Origin of the sequence: Alistipes sp. dk3624 (assembly GCF_009557455.1) — a bacterium.
GTDB classification, from domain to species: Bacteria; Bacteroidota; Bacteroidia; order Bacteroidales; family Rikenellaceae; genus Alistipes_A; species Alistipes_A hominis.
Map to the genome: position 1 here is coordinate 2,363,924 of NZ_CP045651.1, position 15,782 is coordinate 2,379,705.

Genomic DNA, 15,782 nt, shown 5'->3' on the forward strand with positions numbered 1-15,782 from the left:
CTTTGTTAAGTCGTCGTTTATCGATACTTTGTCCCGACACATTTACTGTCATTGTATTTCCGCGAATACATCTGCGAGGAATGCATCGATCTTACTGTCGTCGTGTAACGGATCGTTTTCCGACTTAAAATCGTTGTCTTCAAGAATTGCCCGTCGACACCGTTCGGAAATGAACCGGCCGCGACTCCACCCTGCGGGACGATGGTCGCCCTCATCGAGTATCTTACGGCGAAACTCCTCGAACGAACATTTCGCCCACCATACAAGTCCCGACCGGCCTTGCTGGTCGGCGAATTGTTGATAAGTAACATGCAACTCCATCCAGAAATCGTTCAGACGCAGCAGGTCGGGAATGGAGAAGTCGTGGTGCGAACAAAAAACGTGCGTGGCATAACAGACAAGAATGTTTTGCAATGCCGGATGATGCAGCGGGCCTTCGAACCACGGTTGGCCGTCATCAAAGAAGTTCTCTAAACGCAACTTCTTTGCTGTCATATCCGGCTTATCCTCCGGATCGAAACTTTTGCCGCAACGCACATGCGGCTCTCTGTGTTTTTTGTATTCATCGACATACTGGTCGAGGATATTGAGCATACGATCGAAATCCGACCCGTAATATTCGTTTTCTTCCAGCCACAACAGAGAGCTTTTGCCGTTGTACGAATAACGCAGTTTGCTTTCGAACTCCATATCGTCGGTAAACTCCCGGTCGTAATCGACAATCGTTTTTCGGTATAAAATACCTGTGTGGGTATAGAGTTTTTGGGTCAGATCGTACAGTAAGGCATTGACTTTCTCGAACCTTTCGAGTTCCGCAGGCGTTGCGAGAAACATCCCGTTGAGGATCTGCGCCCTTCTTAGCAATAACCGTCCGAGACACTCCTGCTGCGTCTCGGAAAGTCGGGGAAGACGGATAAAGTCATCATCGATTCCGGCAAGGATATCGCTATGTCGGAGTTCGCCTTTTTAACCGGCAAGCGTTTGCGGTCGGCTAAAATAACCGTCTTTTTTATTTCGGCTTCGATTCGTTGTAATTTCTGCCGTTTTTCGATGAACTCTTCGGTCATCTGCAATCTGTTCGTATTTTCTTCCATAACGGTTGTCCTTGTAAAATCCATCCGTTGCATAAAGCAATAAATTGCGCGTGTTTTAAGTGCGTGTCTTATGTTCGTTTATATGTTAAATATAGTGAAATTTAGTGGATTACGCAAATTTATCGACCTATTTGTCAGGCATCGAAACATCAGAAAAGCACCTTCTTTTCCGCTTTTGATGAAGAGTTAACCGAGTTAAGTATTTTCAGCAAAAACGGTATAGAGAAATGATAGAATCAAGGGAAGAACAGGAACAGAAAAGATGCGTCCGTATGTTTAACTCGGTTAACTTTTTCATGGTTTCGTCCTCAATTTATTCTATTTGCAAAATGGCGGAAACGGCGATTTTTTGAGGTGTTTTCATTCAAATTTTTGAATGACATTTAATTATGGATTTCAAAAAATTGTACACCAGTGATTTTTTCTGAGAATCGCTTATTTGTTTTCATTCCTTTCCATCCATAAAGATACGCTCTCCAGCAGAAGATAAAATGCGTCCGTACCTGCCCGATACCCTGAAAAAAGTATCGAAAAAGTTGTCTAAGTGCCATATTTTCAGTAACTTTAATATAACGAGAGTAAGAAATGGTTAAATATTAATTTTCTTATAATCAATGATATAAAGCGATGTTTATTTCTTTTCGAAAAGCGGAAAAACAACAGCGAATCGAAATTTTCAGGCGCGATTTCCGCATCGAAAAACGAGCGAAAACGACGAAATAGAGAAGAAAAATACGAACTATAAAAACGAAACGAATCTATGGCGAAAGGAATGGCGGATTATCTGTGCGAACAGAGCCGATTGGTCGAGCGGGAAATCGCCCGCGACCTCCGCAGAAAAGAACAGGAAAAGTTACAAAAGTTTATCGAAGAGAGCCGCAGGGAGATCGAGCGGACGAACCGCTGGTTGCAGGCGCAGGAAGAGGCCGAACGCATCGAACCTTCGGCGATGTTCCGCCTGTTGAAAGGATGCGGAACTCCCGATAATCTCGGAAAATTCGAGTTCCGTCCAGAGCTGGACGAAATCGCCTCCGCAATGGGACTTTCAGTCGCTTCGACGGCGACGTATATTCTCGTGGGCGGATTACGGCGCAGATGTCCCGAGGGTGTGGGCGTCGCGCATCTGGCCCGTTATGCGGACTCCGGAAACGACGTATCCGCGTGGTCGCGCTGTCTGGCCGAACTGCAAATGTTCGGTTTGATCCGTATGGCGAAAACGAATGCCGCAGGCAGATATTATTACGAACTCAATATGCAGTAAATGCGATGGATATTCGGAAAGACGACGCGCATAAAGCGTTATACGGCGAGCGGTTCTTGCGACTCGCCGAAGAGGGTAAACGATTGCCGGTCATGGACGCGATGCGTTCGCTTGTTTTGGCCTACATGAAAGAGTGCGGACTTAGTGAAACATGGGCCACGCTCTATTATTGCGCCGCCGAAGGGTGGCAGGAGGATCTCGCCGCCTCGGATCTTCCGTTGGCGGATAAAGCCCGAGAGGATCCGCTGATATTCTTTATCAGTGAAATCTGCGAAGAGTACGATCCCGAAATATACGATGAGTACGATATCTCGTGGTTTTCGAAAAACGAGTTCATCGAATATACCGTCGATCTGACCGAACGGAGCGACCCGTCGCTGGCGGGTGCGTTGTGCTACATCTGCGAAATGCTCCGGTAAAACGACAAATTTACGGCTGAAAATACGAACGGCCGGACCTGTTCCGCTCCGGGCGGAATATCATGTGCCGGCAATACCTCGCATGATGAGTGTTTGTTCGTGTGTGAAAATGTTCTATCTTTGTGATGCTTAGTGCACATAGCACGAAGCGGACATATAGAAAGTGTTTTCGCACTGTCCTGAGTGGAAAATGTGGAAGTTTTCAATGACAACGGGACGACGAACAGCACTCATTTCTTGTTTAGAGTATGGCCGGGTGCGCATTCTGCGTATCCGTACCCCATATCTATTCAAGTGTGGGGTATTGCATCGTTTGTTGTTGTCTTTGGTCCTTCCACAACCATCCACTCGACAGACGAAATCAGCTCCACACTTTTTCTTTTTGTATCATATCTTCGGAGGGGCGTGAAGAACAAAGTTTTTCAGTCATGGGATTCTTCAAGAAACTTCTGTCGCAAGACGATTCCCCTCAACAATGGGAAGTGAAAATCAAAGGAACCGTTCAACGTAACGGGGCCATTCCTGTCAACCGTACTTTCATCGTGGACGATATCAAACAGGCGCAGGCTTTTACCGGCTCTAAGCGTCACGAGGTCATCGCCGAATGGTTGCGTCAGAACTATCCGGGCGCGACGTTCAATATTCACGGTTTCGGGGCCGAGGTCAAAGCCGTCAAAGAGTAATCGACAAATATTAAATCAATTTATAAGTTATGAGGAAAATTTTACTTTTCGTCATGGCCGCGGCATTGTTCTGCGGCTGTGAAAAAGACGAACCGAGAATTGATCCTTCCGCTTTCTTTGCATCACTTAAACATGCAGACATTGCGGATGCACAATCGTTATACGTCGCTTCAGGTGTTGCCACCCGTGGAGGGGACGAGGCAGCAGACGTTCAGACCCTTTATAAAATCACATTTAACGGCGAGACGCAGAAAGTCGAATTCGTGAACGAAAACGGAAAACCGACCGATGTGAAGACGAACTACGTGATGAATCTGTCCGATAAATTCTTATTAATCAATGTTAGCGTAGCTACTGGAACTCCGTATGATGTCGACTATGCGTTTGTCGTTCGGAAAAGCGACGGCGCTATATTTGCTCCCGGTCTTCTGGCCGGAGCGGATTATCCTATGCCGCCCATGATGGGTTTCTTTCAGAAACCTTATAACGGAGATGTTGTTGGTGAAGTCGAAGAAAAAGCGTGGAAACTACAAACGGATACCAATAATGACGTGTATTTCCCGAGTGGAGGTATCGCTAAGATTTATGACGATGCTATCGGTAACGTATTCGTTGAAGAGTTGGTTTCCTTCGAAATGCTTTCCAATATTCAAACCAATGGATATATATACGATATGTATACTGTTAATGGTAACGGCGATGTATGGATATTGGGAGAGTTTTCTAACACGTCTTTATGTCGATTGAATTCCGGTACATTTGTGCGCGGAGTCGATTACAAAGGAGAATTCTCTGCAAGAGATGTCTTTACATTGCCCGGTCATCCGAACAACTATTATCGACTTGAAGTTTGGGATCGCAATTGGAGTCTATACAAATATACGGCTCAACAAAATGCACTTACGGAGGAAACGGTTATCGTAGGATCCTACGAAAGCCTTGCCCTTACACCTTCCAATGGGAGGTACAATGTCGTACGTTTGGATGAGTGTGCTGTGGTGTTTGCCGGAAGAGGTGTTTTCGTAGTCAACGGCGAAACGGACGTCCGTTTTTATAATGTAAAATTTCCTGAACGACTCGAAGATAGACCGCATCTGCATTCAGATAAATATTTGTATACTTCGGATAATCAGGGGAATATATTGCGTTTCGACCCGACGACCGGAACTGTGAGTCCGATCTATTCCAATACGCATTATGAAATTAGAAATTTAAGGCTATTTGCCGACGATCTCATGCAGTTTTCGGCGTTCGACCTTCGGACGGGGAAAACGGTTATCGTCGAGGTCGATAACGGACAAGAACGGATTATCGATATGATTGACGGACGAACCGTTATCCAAATGGAACGAATTAATTAATTGATAGGTCGTTCGATTATAATTATACATTGAAAAGATGGGAAAATCAGATTTCGACAAGATCGACGGCCTGGAGGCGTTACGGTCGCTTTTCGGCAGTGACGAGGTCCTGATCGAACACATTCTGGAACACACGCTCTTTTTCGACAAGGAGATGGTACGGGAACAGGCGCGGGATATCCGCGCCCTGATCCGTACCGGGCAGGCCATTCCCGTCCGGTTTACCTCCAACGGCAATTACTTCCTGCAACATGCCGTGAAGACCACCACGCCACGGTTCAAGAACAAAAGCGAGGCCGTTCAGTTTACAAAATACGAGCATGACGAGGACGGACATATCGACGAGACGAAATGCCTGTTCCACCGTGAAACGAAAATCCGCGTAAAGATAGATTCCGACGGCAACTATGCGCCCAAGTGCACGATCCTGCGTTATACGGGACATGCCGTGAGCTGGGGGCAGCGCAGTACGGTCGTGAACTACACGATCGCGCATATCTGGGCCAAGACGGACAATCCGCTGTTCTTCAATTCACTGTGGAATTATGCCTTGCTCCCTACGCATTGTGCGTTCATTACCGACAAGCGGGACGACTCGCACGAACTCGTAGCCCGCGTGAAACGGCTGATCCGGGCCGTCAGTTGGGAACTGTACCATCCGAACCGGTTGATGGACTGGAATCAGGACGTACTGACGGACGATGAGGTTCCCGCGGCTTCCGACCGCAGCGAGGCCAAACGGCTTATCAAAGAAGGCAAGATCCGTTTCCTGCCGAAAAACGAACGACCGCAAAATGCGGACGAACTGCTCGAAGAGGAATTTGAGGAAGAAAAATAAGGAAACTAATTTAAAGGAACGAAATTATGTACAACGAAGAATTAGAAAAATTAATCGACTATGCCTTGACAGACGGAGTGCTGACAGAAAAGGAAAAACAGGTGCTTTTTAAAAAAGCAGAAACGATAGGAGTCGATTTGGACGAATTCGAGATGGTGTTAGAAGCACGCCTTTTTGAAAAGCAGAAAAAGGCACAATTGAATGAAACGAACACAGGTGTCGCTCCGCAATCCAATAAATTCGGGGATGTAAAAAAATGTCCGGTATGCGGGGGAATTGTGCAATCTTTCCAAACTCAATGCGCGGATTGCGGATATAAATTCAGTCATATCGAAGCCAACTCTTCTATCACTAAATTATTTAAAATGCTCGAAGAGGTTGAGGCGAGTCGCAAAGAACAAACGGTGGGGAAATCCGTCGCGAGTATATTTCTACAAGCATACGGTTTGGGTGGAGATAAAACGGATAACAGAAAAAAAGAAATCATTAAAAATTTTCCGATACCGACGACCCAAGAGGATATATTGGAGTTTTTGGCACTTGCTGTTCCGAATGCACGTCAATTGGGAAATTTTTTTACGCGCAAAAACCCCGAGAACATAAAACATAATGAATTTGTCCCTGTTTGGAAAGCGAAATGCGAACAAATCATTATGAAAGCCAGATTCTCGATGAAAGAGAATAAAGAGGTTTTAGATAAGATTAATGAATACTCAAAACAATTGAAAATCAAATAATATGGGCTTGTTCGGCAAAAAATCGGAAGGCGGATTGATGGATGTCATCCGCTGTGATGAAGAAGAATATTTGGTATGGAAATGGCGTCCGAGCGGAAGCGTCAACAGTACGCACAAGGAAAATGCAATCCGCTATGGCAGTAGTCTACGGGTAAAAGACGGAGAAGTCGCCGTATTCGTATATAAACAATCGGACGGTAAGATGCAGGATTTCATTGTCGGACCCTATGACGATACGATAAAAACAGCCAATTTTCCCGTACTGACCAATATTGTTGGACTTGCTTTCGGAGGCGCTTCGCCATTCCAAGCAGAAATCTACTATATAAATCTCTCCGGAAATGTACATATCCGTTTCGGCATTCCGTATTTTGAAATTTTCGACCCTCGTTTTCTCGATTTCGGAGTTCCGATGGCTGTGCGTGGAACCATCACTTTCAATATTACCGATTATAAGGCTTTTATTAAATTAAATCGATTAATCAATTTTGAATTAATCGATTTCGAAAAGCAGGTCAAAGATGCTGTTGTCAAATATGTAAAAGGTTTTATAAGCAATGCGCCGACAGACAATGGTATTCCGGTTCTTCAATTAGAAAGAAAAATTATAGAGGTTAGCGATTTGATCCAACAACGACTTGTTATTGAGTTTGCAAATGATTTTGGGGTTAATTTAAAACGCTTAGATATCTCTGCTATAGAACCGGATAAAGAAAGTGCCGGATATAAAGAGTTGAGAAAGGTTACCGCAGAACAACAAAGTCGGACTATCGATGCACAGACGACGATTGGAATAAAAAATCTTTCGGACACTCAACGTATCAATGCTTCCAATATGGAAGAAACGCTTCGTATTCAACGGGACGAGGCGCAACGTGCCCAACGTTTACAAACGGAAACAAACTTTATGGGCGCACATGCTCTTGATCAGCAAACAGAGGTTTTAAAGACTGCGGCATCCAGTTTAGGAGACATGAGTAATATGGGAAATGGCGGAGGATTAAATCCGGCAGGATTGATGACGGGTATGATGATGGGAGGCGCTATGGGAGGGCAGATGGCCAATATGATGCAACAAATGGGGAATAATATGCAACAGCAACAGAATACCCCGCCTCCGCTTCCGAGTATACAGTTTATGATTGCCGTAAACGGACAACAAAGCGGACCTTTCACAATCGCACAGCTACAACAATTGCAACAGCAAGGGCAATTCACTTCCAGTACGTATGTTTGGAGACAAGGTATGGCGAATTGGGATCTCGCAGGTAATGTTACCGAACTGACAGCGTTGTTTGTTTCCAATACTCCGCCGCCACCTCCTGTATTCTAATAACAAATTAAAAAATTACAATATGAATGATTTTAATTCTATTGATCGCTTAGTCGAGTTTGGCTTAGGTATTGCCGTTGCAAGACAGATGATACGAACAATGAATCAGTCATTTACAAATATGGTGGTCCCAGGTGCAGGGAATCAGCCCTTCATCAATCCCAAAACATATTTTGCGGTTATTGAAGGTAAGCAGGTCGGACCGCTTTTAGTGGATGAACTGAAAAAATTGATTGCAGAAAAAAAGATGAACGGACAATCCTTAATATGGACTCAAGGATTACCGTCTTGGAAATTCGCAAATGAAATTTGTGAAATAAATAAATTATTGATAGAGTTTCCTCCTGAAATCAGCTTATGAAAATCAACATACTACGAAGTGTAATCATTTTTGTCTTTAGTCTGTTATGTAGTTGGGGCTTTGGGGTGTGTTCTTCGGGAAATGCCATAAGAATGCCTATTTCGATTGTCGTTTTCATTTGCGTTTTTGTGCCTATGGCAATGATATTAGCAGTCGAGTTCAAAGAAAAACGAGGTGGCATAATGATTAAAACAATGAGCGGTATTTTGGGATGTTGCTTATTTATTTTGAATGCAATATTTTCATGGGTACGCGCCGAGTTATCTGTTGTGATAATTGTAAATGGCTGTTTATTATTACTTCTATTATTATGTACTGATTTTATATACAGATCGAAGATGTAGATGAAACGGTTGTAATCACAAGGGAAATCATAAGTCGAAATATGAACAGAGAATCATCCGAATTATTAAAATTCGGATGATTCTCTGTTTTTATGGCATCGGTTGTAAAAAATTAGAGAGTTATATTTGATTTATAAATACATTGTAATAAAATGATATTTACTATAAAAACACAATTTAACGCCGCAACCGCGTTGTCGCCACAAGAAGCATTTCGCGCAAAAATCGTTACGCCTCAACGGTTCCTGCACGAACTGGCTGATTTCATGTCTCTGATGTTCGGAGAATCCTTGTCCGGATATATTCAAAAAGACGATTCGTCGTTTTGCCGAAAATTGAATCAGCCGCGTGAGATCCGCTATAAGAGGTTGGTCTCGGTCCTGCGTGCCTACAATCTGTTTATGGAAACGGTAAGGCATCCGCAAATTTTGAGATTCGTGAACGGAGATTTTTTCAACACCGGACAAATCACGGAAGATGAAGCCCGTGACCGGATCGTGCAAGTGTGCCGTATGGGGAATATGGACGAGAAGCTGTTTGATTTACAAAGCCCCGATCCGTTGCGACAGGGAGCCGGATTGTTCCGGCATTTGTTCGAATACCGTTTCGCACTGTATCAATCCATGATGTGGGGCAGCGGTTATTTGTCTGGTGGCTTCGGGTTATCGATGGCATACGCATTTTCCGTCGGACTGTATAAGGAATATTTACAGCCGATGATCGCCCGGACCGATAGCGCGTTGATGTGTCTGATGGGCGAAGATGTCGAACCGCTCGTCATCGGCGATTTGATCGACTTGTACGATTATCCCGCGACCACAGACGACGAATTAATGGAGATAGATTGCAGGTACATATAAGATGTACGAGAATTATATCGAATAGCAACACCCCTGAGATTAATATCTCAGGGGTGTATTTTAATATAGACCGACAATACCTAAATCCAAAGCTTGTTTTGGTGTCGGTTTTTTCATGTAAGGCCAAACAAATAATCTGTTTAGATACCCGAAATCTCCTTCATTATTTAAGGTTAAGATTACTCGTAAAACGAAATATCTAGCTTTGAATTTATTGTCCTTTATATTGGGCCATGACATACCTTGTTCTTCGAGTATTTCCCATTCGTAATTGCCAAGATATTTCAGCCGACAATATTGATTTTGTTTTTTCCATCCAATCGTGATGCATTCATCTTTTTGCATTTCATCTACATTTATCGAGTAGGGGTCAAAGTTCTCTTCATCAGGATTTGATATTGAGTCGGAGAACATTACCCAAGACTCATAACCCAATGCTTGGACACATATATTAAGCGTAGCCTCTTGAAAACTATGATTTTCTTTATATCTCCAAATTCTTTGTAGCGTTGAGGGAGATACAGTTCTATTTCCATGGTCCTCTAAGTATGTTGCAATTTTTTGATAACGATTATCATCCTTTGTCGTCTTGTTTTTCTTCTTCTTCTCCTTCTCTTTCTGTTCCGGTGTCCCGTGATAGGCCTGATAGGCCTTAGTAAGTTTTTGTTTAAGAACTTCACACTCTAAGAGTGTAGGCGATATTCTATTTGATTTTGATTTCATGTTGATTAGCATTTGATGTAAAGCTAATCAAAGGATTTAAAACATCAATGCTCTACGTCTAATGTATATTGTTTTTACTACTTTCTGACTACCCATATTCCTTGTGAAAGTGAAAAGTACCCTATACTTTTGCCATCAGAAAAATTTGCATCAACTATCTGTAAAATATTGATTTATGAAATGAATTTTTGCCGCTTATGTACTAGGAATAATATTGTCATAGAATCTGTACGTGGATTTATGTCGATTGTATGATGTAGTTTTTGACTACCTAATTATTCATTGTAATTTGAGACAGAGCCAAAGTGAAAACTTACAACAGAGTTAATAGAGTTAAGTATTTTCAATAAACATGGCTGGAAAGACAAGAGACAAAAAGGGAAACACTAAAAAGACGAGACGATATAGCTAACTAGGTTAACTGACCCAAACTAGTTGCATGAGAAACTAATCATTTTTATGCAACTAGGTGAAAGTTAGTGGTTTAGAAATAGCAAAACATCACTAGTGATAATCATAAAAAAGTACCAGAATGAAAACATCTAAACGTGCACCACCTGTTATACATTAAACCTGCTTAATGAAACAAGTCTGCATGAATTAAACACCTCGGTTCATGTAGCTGTAAATTAATACGAGGTGGAAACTTAAATCATTACGAGTTATGATTTATGTTAAAAATATTATTTCTCAATTATCTATCATCGAAAGTATGATAGAAGAAATCGATTTCATAGAAGAATTCAATTATGACATTGATGATCCAAAAGATTATGTAACGGATATTCCTATTATTGCACGATGTGCGATGATTATTGAGCAATTGTATGACGTATCACGGACTGTCCGACTGCCATTATGCAGTTTTGATGAAAATGTGTATTATTATACTGGGGCTTTTTGGCAACAAATCGAACGAACGATATTTGGCAAATTTTTATCCCGTGTTGCATGTAACTGTGGTCTTAATAAAAAAATGGCCATCTCAGCATCGATCGTGAAAATGTTGGTACAGCAGTTTCATTCGTATGCTGGTCGAACCGAACCTGAGAACAACGACGATTTCGTAAAAATCAATTTGTCCAATGGAACATTGAAAATCGATAGCGAAGGATGTACTCTCGAACCGTTTTCGGCAGACGACTTTATGAGGTATCAGCTGCCGGTGGCATACGATGAAAACGCGAAAACGAACTTGTTTCAGCAGTTTCTCGACAGAGTATTGCCGGAAAAAGAGTCTCAAGATTTCCTTGCAGAATATATCGGCTATGCGTTGACGAACAATCTAAAACTGGAGCAATGTCTGATGTTGATCGGAACCGGTGCGAACGGTAAATCCGTTGTGTTCGACATTGTAAATGCGTTGTTAGGAAACGAAAATATCACGCATTACACGCTTTCGCAACTTTGTGACGGGAATGGTTATTATCGTTCGATGATTTCCGGTAAGTTACTGAACTATTCATCCGAACTCGGAACGAATTTGTCGGATGTCGATATGATCAAAAAGCTCATAAGCGGGGAACCTGTCGATGCACGCAATCCGTACGGCCGACCATTCACAGTTCGTAAATATTGCAAATTTATGTTCAACACCAATTCGTTACCGACTTCCGTGGAAATTTCGGACGCCTATTTCAGACGAATGAATTTCATGCAGTTCGATGTGACGATACCGAAATCCGAACAAGATCCGGAACTTGCGAAAAAAATTATCGCAAGTGAGCTGAACGGCGTTCTTCAATGGGTACTGGATGGACTCAAACGGTTGTTGGCTACGCATAAATTTACGAAATCTCCGAAAATGGAAGCTGCAAAAGAACAGATTCGTCGAGACCTGGACAGTGTCGCGACATTCATGTCTGAAAGTGGATACACTCCTTCAACGAGTAACCGAATTCTGATGAAAACTCTTCGTGAAGAGTATAACGAATTCTGTAAACTGAACAACTGTCGTCAAGTAGGACACAAAAGTTTCGGACTCCGATTGAGAGCCGCCGGATTCGATGTCGTAGCCGGTACGGGAAACCGGACTTACGTCTGTTGCGAAACAATACAAAAGTCGGCTGTAGACGAGATCGGAGAAATGTTAGATAAATTATCGGTAAAATGACATGTTCGATTGAAAAAGAAGCGAGACCCGAAATTTGGGCCTCCTTTAAAAAAATGGGGTGAATGTAAAATAGCGTAAATATCACTATTACTGCAATTTAATAATACCTACCCTAAGGTGGTAAAGCGTTAAAAACGCACGAAAAGGCATAGTTCGGAAGGAGTTGCGTTACCAAATCGTTACCGCAATCTCTTTCCGGATTTTGCTTTTAATGTATTGGTTTTCCGTTTCTTGCGCCTGATTTCATAACCTCGAATAACTCTAAGTCATGTATCATTGCAAAAAGTTTTTAGAGTTATGGCAAGAAGCACATTCAAAGTCCTGTTTTACCTGAAACGACAGGCCGAGCAGAACGGCAAAGCGCCCATCATGGGGCGTATCACCATCAACGGGACTATCTCGCAGTTCAGTTGTAAACTATCTATTCCACCCAAACTATGGGACACCAAAGCCAATAAAGCGATAGGCAAAAGTGTCGTAGCCCAGCGTATCAACGAGAAACTGGAGAATATCAAGACCAATATCGGCAAGCAGTACCAGCGCATCTGCGACCGAGATTCGTATGTCACTGCCGAGAAAGTCAAGAACGCATGGCTGGGTTTCGGGGACGGCTATCAGCTCCTGCTGCAAACTTTCGATGAGTACCTGAACGATTTCGAGAAAAACCGGGTAGACAAAGACCGCAAAGCCTCCACGCTGGAAAACTACCGTAAGCAGTACAGACGCCTTGCAGCATTTCTGCAATACGAATATAAAGTGGAGGATATTCCCTTTAAAGAATTGAAGCGGGAGTTTATTGAAAAGTACGTGGTTTACCTATCGACAGTCCGGGGTATGTTACCGGGAACATTGCCCAATGCGATAAAGAAACTGAAGCTGATGAGCTATACGGCCTTTAAGAACGGCTGGATCGCATCGGACCCTTTCGCAGGATTTAGAGTGGCGGGTAAGTATCGCGACCGCCGTTTCTTGTCCGAATCGGAATTGCAGGCGGTCATGGACGTGCAAGTTCCCAATTATAAAACTGCCATTGTACGTGATATCTTCGTATTCTGCTGCTTCACGGGATTGGCCTATGCCGATGTACAGAAACTTTCCCATGACGATATTCACACGGATGAGCGGGGCGATATGTGGATTATCGACAACCGGGCAAAGACGGGTACGCAGTTCCGGGTCAAACTCCTGCCTGTAGCCAAAAGCCTTGTTGAGAGGTACAGTCGCTTGCAGTTGCCGAATAATAAGGTGTTCCCGGTCAAGGACGGTAATTCGATGAATATGTCGCTTCGCCATGTTGCCCGTCATGCCGGATTGTCGTTCAATCCGACGATGCATCAGGCGCGGCACACTTTCGCAACCACAGTTACTCTGTCTCAGGGCGTACCGCTGGAGACGGTCAGCAAGATGTTAGGGCATAATACCACCACGCAGATTTATGCCAAGATCACTAACGACAAGATTGGCCGGGATATGGATGCCTTGAGTGAGAAGATTGCGGACAAGTTCAGGATGGATCGGTAAGCTGGACGGAGCAGAGCTTAATCCAAATAAGTTAATTATTTTTTCACACTGTCTCTGTATTCCAACGGAGACATTCCCGTCATTCTTCGGAAGAAACGGCACATGTAGGGCGGGTCATCGAAATGTAGCTCCGCCGCAATATTCTTGACGGACAGGTCGGTATTCTGGAGAAGAATTTTTATGGAAACGATCACTAACCGGTCTATCATCTCTTTGGGAGAAATATTTTCAATCCGATAGAACAGTTTATACAGATAATCCGGGGTTATATTCAACTTGTCGGCATAGAATTTCACGTCATGGTGTTTCGTGTGATATCTTTCCAGCAGCGTGTAGAAATCATTATACAGTTTCCAGCTTCTGTTCTTCGAGAAATTACCAACTTCCCCGATGCCCATACTTCTCATTTCGTTGTCTATGGCGACAAACAGGTTATAAAAGTTATTCCTCACGACATCTTTCGCCTGTTCTATAGTGAAATGGTTAATAACCCAGTCGGTCTGTATGAACCAATGCTTCAGCAGACGGTTCTGCTCCGGCGTCGTGGGAAGTACGGGATACCGGTAGAGCAAATCCCAGAAAGAGGATGCCACCTTGTAGAACATCTCGTCGGCAAGTTCTTCGGGAACGGAAATATAATAAGCGTGGAAATCCTTCGACATTCCAATGGGGATGAACGGCAAATCCCCCGTAAGGACGACTAAAGAGCCGGCAGATACTTTCATTTTGCGGAAGTCTATACTGACCACACCATACCCTCTGTCACATCGGAGCAATGTACAACCGTTGATATCGACAATCTTGCCGACACCTTCTCTCAGATCCGTTTCACCCGACAGACCGTATCGGGTTATTTTCCATAATTTATATTTGGCTCTACTCATATCTGTCGCAAAATTAGCATTTTCCTCACAAAGAAACTTCTTACCGTCCGAAAAAGTACCCGACTTGTCAGAATAAAGGCACATAATGGCATCGCAAAACACGGTAATTTTGCAGCCATGATTCCGATTATAAATTAAAATCAGGTATATGCGACTCAGAACAATCATTTCATCGGCTTGTCTGGCACTCCTGACGGCGTGCGGAAACGAGCGTCCCGCTCCGGAGGAAAGGCGGGCTTATCCCGTATTCAAGGTTACGGCCACATCGGTCGATATAACAGAGTCCTATTCGGCCACGATAGAGGGCCGCCAGGATGTGGAGATCTACCCGCAGGTGTCGGGAACAATATCTGTGTTAAAAGTGAAGGAGGGCGAAAAAGTGAAGAAAGGACAGTCACTCTTCGTGATCGACCAGGTGCCTTATCAGGCAGCATTGAGGACTGCAATCGCCAATGTCCATGCAGCCGAGGCACAGGTCGAGACCGCCCGGCTCGACTATGACAGCAAGCGGATACTGTTCGATGAGAAAGTCATCTCCGAGTATGACCTTTCGACCGCAAAGAACGCTCTCTCCATTGCCAAGGCAAATTTAGAACAAGCCAGAGCGCAGGAAACCGACGCGAGAAACAACCTGTCCTATACCGAGGTCCATTCCCCTGCCGACGGTGTGGTAGGAACACTCCCTTTCCGGGCAGGAGCGTTGGTCGGCCCGTCCATTTCCAAACCGCTGACAACGGTGTCGGACACGAGACAGATGTACGTCTATTTTTCCATGAGCGAAAACCAGCTCCGCAGCCTGTTCCGCCAATACGGCTCGCCCGATGAAACGATCCGCAAGATGCCTGAAATAGAGTTGCAGCTCAATGACGGGTCCATCTACGAAAGCAAAGGGCGGATCGAGACCATCAGCGGTGTCATCAATCCCCAGACGGGTACGGCATCTGTCCGCTGCGTGTTCCCTAACGAGAAACGCCTGCTGTTCAGCGGCGGCGTGGGAAACGTGGTTCTGCCCCACAAAGAGCAGAACGTGTTTGTCATTCCACAGGGAACGACCTACGAGATTCAGGACAAGATATATGTGTACAAGGTCGTCGACAGTGTGGCGAAGTCCGCCGAAATCAAAGTGGACAAACTTAACGACGGCAAAACATACATAGTCCGCAGCGGTTTGCAGGAAGGGGATATTCTGGTCAGCGAGGGTGTGGCCATGCTGAAAGAGGGTACTCCCATATCCATAAAGAACGATTAAA

At 44.0% G+C, this 15,782-nt stretch carries 15 protein-coding genes; 12 read left to right on the forward strand and 3 right to left on the reverse strand.

Annotation, left to right across the window (positions count from 1 at the left end):
- Positions 1-48 precede the first annotated feature (48 nt).
- On the reverse strand, positions 49-834 hold the full coding sequence (locus tag GFH31_RS10130; RefSeq protein ID WP_153497856.1) for a hypothetical protein: 786 nt from the start codon (positions 832-834) through the stop codon (positions 49-51).
- A gap of 1,020 nt (positions 835-1,854) precedes the next feature.
- Between GFH31_RS10130 and GFH31_RS10135 the strand changes: the two genes are divergently transcribed.
- The 9 genes from GFH31_RS10135 (at position 1,855) to GFH31_RS10175 (ending at position 9,291) form a co-directional block, all read left to right on the forward strand.
- Positions 1,855-2,355, forward strand: a complete 501-nt coding sequence (locus GFH31_RS10135; protein ID WP_153497857.1) for a hypothetical protein — start codon at positions 1,855-1,857, stop codon at positions 2,353-2,355.
- 5 nt (positions 2,356-2,360) lie between these two features.
- A complete protein-coding gene (locus tag GFH31_RS10140) occupies positions 2,361-2,774 on the forward strand; it encodes a hypothetical protein (protein ID WP_153497858.1) in 414 nt (137 codons plus the stop codon).
- A 428-nt stretch (positions 2,775-3,202) separates the two neighbouring features.
- Positions 3,203-3,457: a hypothetical protein gene (locus tag GFH31_RS10145; RefSeq protein WP_153497859.1), complete on the forward strand. Its 255-nt coding sequence runs from the start codon at positions 3,203-3,205 to the stop codon at positions 3,455-3,457.
- A gap of 29 nt (positions 3,458-3,486) precedes the next feature.
- A complete protein-coding gene (locus GFH31_RS10150; RefSeq protein ID WP_153497860.1) occupies positions 3,487-4,818 on the forward strand; it encodes a hypothetical protein in 1,332 nt (443 codons plus the stop codon).
- A 37-nt stretch (positions 4,819-4,855) separates the two neighbouring features.
- The gene (locus GFH31_RS10155) at positions 4,856-5,656 is read left to right on the forward strand and encodes a hypothetical protein (protein ID WP_153497861.1); all 801 of its coding nucleotides are present in this window, start codon (positions 4,856-4,858) and stop codon (positions 5,654-5,656) included.
- A gap of 26 nt (positions 5,657-5,682) precedes the next feature.
- On the forward strand, positions 5,683-6,393 hold the full coding sequence (locus GFH31_RS10160) for a hypothetical protein (RefSeq protein ID WP_153497862.1): 711 nt from the start codon (positions 5,683-5,685) through the stop codon (positions 6,391-6,393).
- Between the two features lies 1 nt (position 6,394).
- Positions 6,395-7,726: an SPFH domain-containing protein gene (locus GFH31_RS10165; RefSeq protein ID WP_153497863.1), complete on the forward strand. Its 1,332-nt coding sequence runs from the start codon at positions 6,395-6,397 to the stop codon at positions 7,724-7,726.
- A 22-nt stretch (positions 7,727-7,748) separates the two neighbouring features.
- Complete coding sequence (locus GFH31_RS10170) at positions 7,749-8,087, forward strand: DUF4339 domain-containing protein (RefSeq protein ID WP_153497864.1); 339 nt, start codon at positions 7,749-7,751, stop codon at positions 8,085-8,087.
- A 496-nt stretch (positions 8,088-8,583) separates the two neighbouring features.
- Positions 8,584-9,291, forward strand: coding sequence for a hypothetical protein (locus GFH31_RS10175; RefSeq protein WP_153497865.1), 708 nt, complete (start codon positions 8,584-8,586; stop codon positions 9,289-9,291).
- Positions 9,292-9,351: 60 nt separating this feature from the next.
- Here the strand turns inward: GFH31_RS10175 and GFH31_RS10180 are convergent, their stop codons facing one another.
- Positions 9,352-10,014 carry a hypothetical protein gene (locus tag GFH31_RS10180; RefSeq protein ID WP_153497866.1) on the reverse strand — a complete coding sequence of 221 codons (663 nt, stop codon included), beginning with the start codon at positions 10,012-10,014 and terminating at the stop codon, positions 9,352-9,354.
- A 664-nt stretch (positions 10,015-10,678) separates the two neighbouring features.
- Here GFH31_RS10180 and GFH31_RS10185 point away from each other — a divergent pair.
- The gene (locus GFH31_RS10185; RefSeq protein ID WP_153497867.1) at positions 10,679-12,127 is read left to right on the forward strand and encodes a phage/plasmid primase, P4 family; all 1,449 of its coding nucleotides are present in this window, start codon (positions 10,679-10,681) and stop codon (positions 12,125-12,127) included.
- A gap of 297 nt (positions 12,128-12,424) precedes the next feature.
- On the forward strand, positions 12,425-13,648 hold the full coding sequence (locus GFH31_RS10190; RefSeq protein WP_153497868.1) for a site-specific integrase: 1,224 nt from the start codon (positions 12,425-12,427) through the stop codon (positions 13,646-13,648).
- 35 nt (positions 13,649-13,683) lie between these two features.
- On the opposite strand, the gene GFH31_RS10195 is transcribed toward GFH31_RS10190, so the two are convergent.
- Positions 13,684-14,532 carry an AraC family transcriptional regulator gene (locus GFH31_RS10195; RefSeq protein WP_172970742.1) on the reverse strand — a complete coding sequence of 283 codons (849 nt, stop codon included), beginning with the start codon at positions 14,530-14,532 and terminating at the stop codon, positions 13,684-13,686.
- 148 nt (positions 14,533-14,680) lie between these two features.
- On the opposite strand from GFH31_RS10195, the gene GFH31_RS10200 reads away from it, so the two are divergent.
- Positions 14,681-15,781, forward strand: a complete 1,101-nt coding sequence (locus GFH31_RS10200) for an efflux RND transporter periplasmic adaptor subunit (protein WP_153497870.1) — start codon at positions 14,681-14,683, stop codon at positions 15,779-15,781.
- Position 15,782: the final 1 nt, after the last annotated feature.

Coding starts and splice junctions, on each gene's coding strand:
- GFH31_RS10130 (WP_153497856.1), bottom strand. CDS start 834: ATGTTTCTCGCAACGCCTGCGGAACTCGAAAGGTTCGAGAAAGTCAAT.
- GFH31_RS10135 (WP_153497857.1), top strand. CDS start 1,855: ATGGCGAAAGGAATGGCGGATTATCTGTGCGAACAGAGCCGATTGGTC.
- GFH31_RS10140 (WP_153497858.1), top strand. CDS start 2,361: ATGGATATTCGGAAAGACGACGCGCATAAAGCGTTATACGGCGAGCGG.
- GFH31_RS10145 (WP_153497859.1), top strand. CDS start 3,203: ATGGGATTCTTCAAGAAACTTCTGTCGCAAGACGATTCCCCTCAACAA.
- GFH31_RS10150 (WP_153497860.1), top strand. CDS start 3,487: ATGAGGAAAATTTTACTTTTCGTCATGGCCGCGGCATTGTTCTGCGGC.
- GFH31_RS10155 (WP_153497861.1), top strand. CDS start 4,856: ATGGGAAAATCAGATTTCGACAAGATCGACGGCCTGGAGGCGTTACGG.
- GFH31_RS10160 (WP_153497862.1), top strand. CDS start 5,683: ATGTACAACGAAGAATTAGAAAAATTAATCGACTATGCCTTGACAGAC.
- GFH31_RS10165 (WP_153497863.1), top strand. CDS start 6,395: ATGGGCTTGTTCGGCAAAAAATCGGAAGGCGGATTGATGGATGTCATC.
- GFH31_RS10170 (WP_153497864.1), top strand. CDS start 7,749: ATGAATGATTTTAATTCTATTGATCGCTTAGTCGAGTTTGGCTTAGGT.
- GFH31_RS10175 (WP_153497865.1), top strand. CDS start 8,584: ATGATATTTACTATAAAAACACAATTTAACGCCGCAACCGCGTTGTCG.
- GFH31_RS10180 (WP_153497866.1), bottom strand. CDS start 10,014: ATGAAATCAAAATCAAATAGAATATCGCCTACACTCTTAGAGTGTGAA.
- GFH31_RS10185 (WP_153497867.1), top strand. CDS start 10,679: ATGATTTATGTTAAAAATATTATTTCTCAATTATCTATCATCGAAAGT.
- GFH31_RS10190 (WP_153497868.1), top strand. CDS start 12,425: ATGGCAAGAAGCACATTCAAAGTCCTGTTTTACCTGAAACGACAGGCC.
- GFH31_RS10195 (WP_172970742.1), bottom strand. CDS start 14,532: ATGAGTAGAGCCAAATATAAATTATGGAAAATAACCCGATACGGTCTG.
- GFH31_RS10200 (WP_153497870.1), top strand. CDS start 14,681: ATGCGACTCAGAACAATCATTTCATCGGCTTGTCTGGCACTCCTGACG.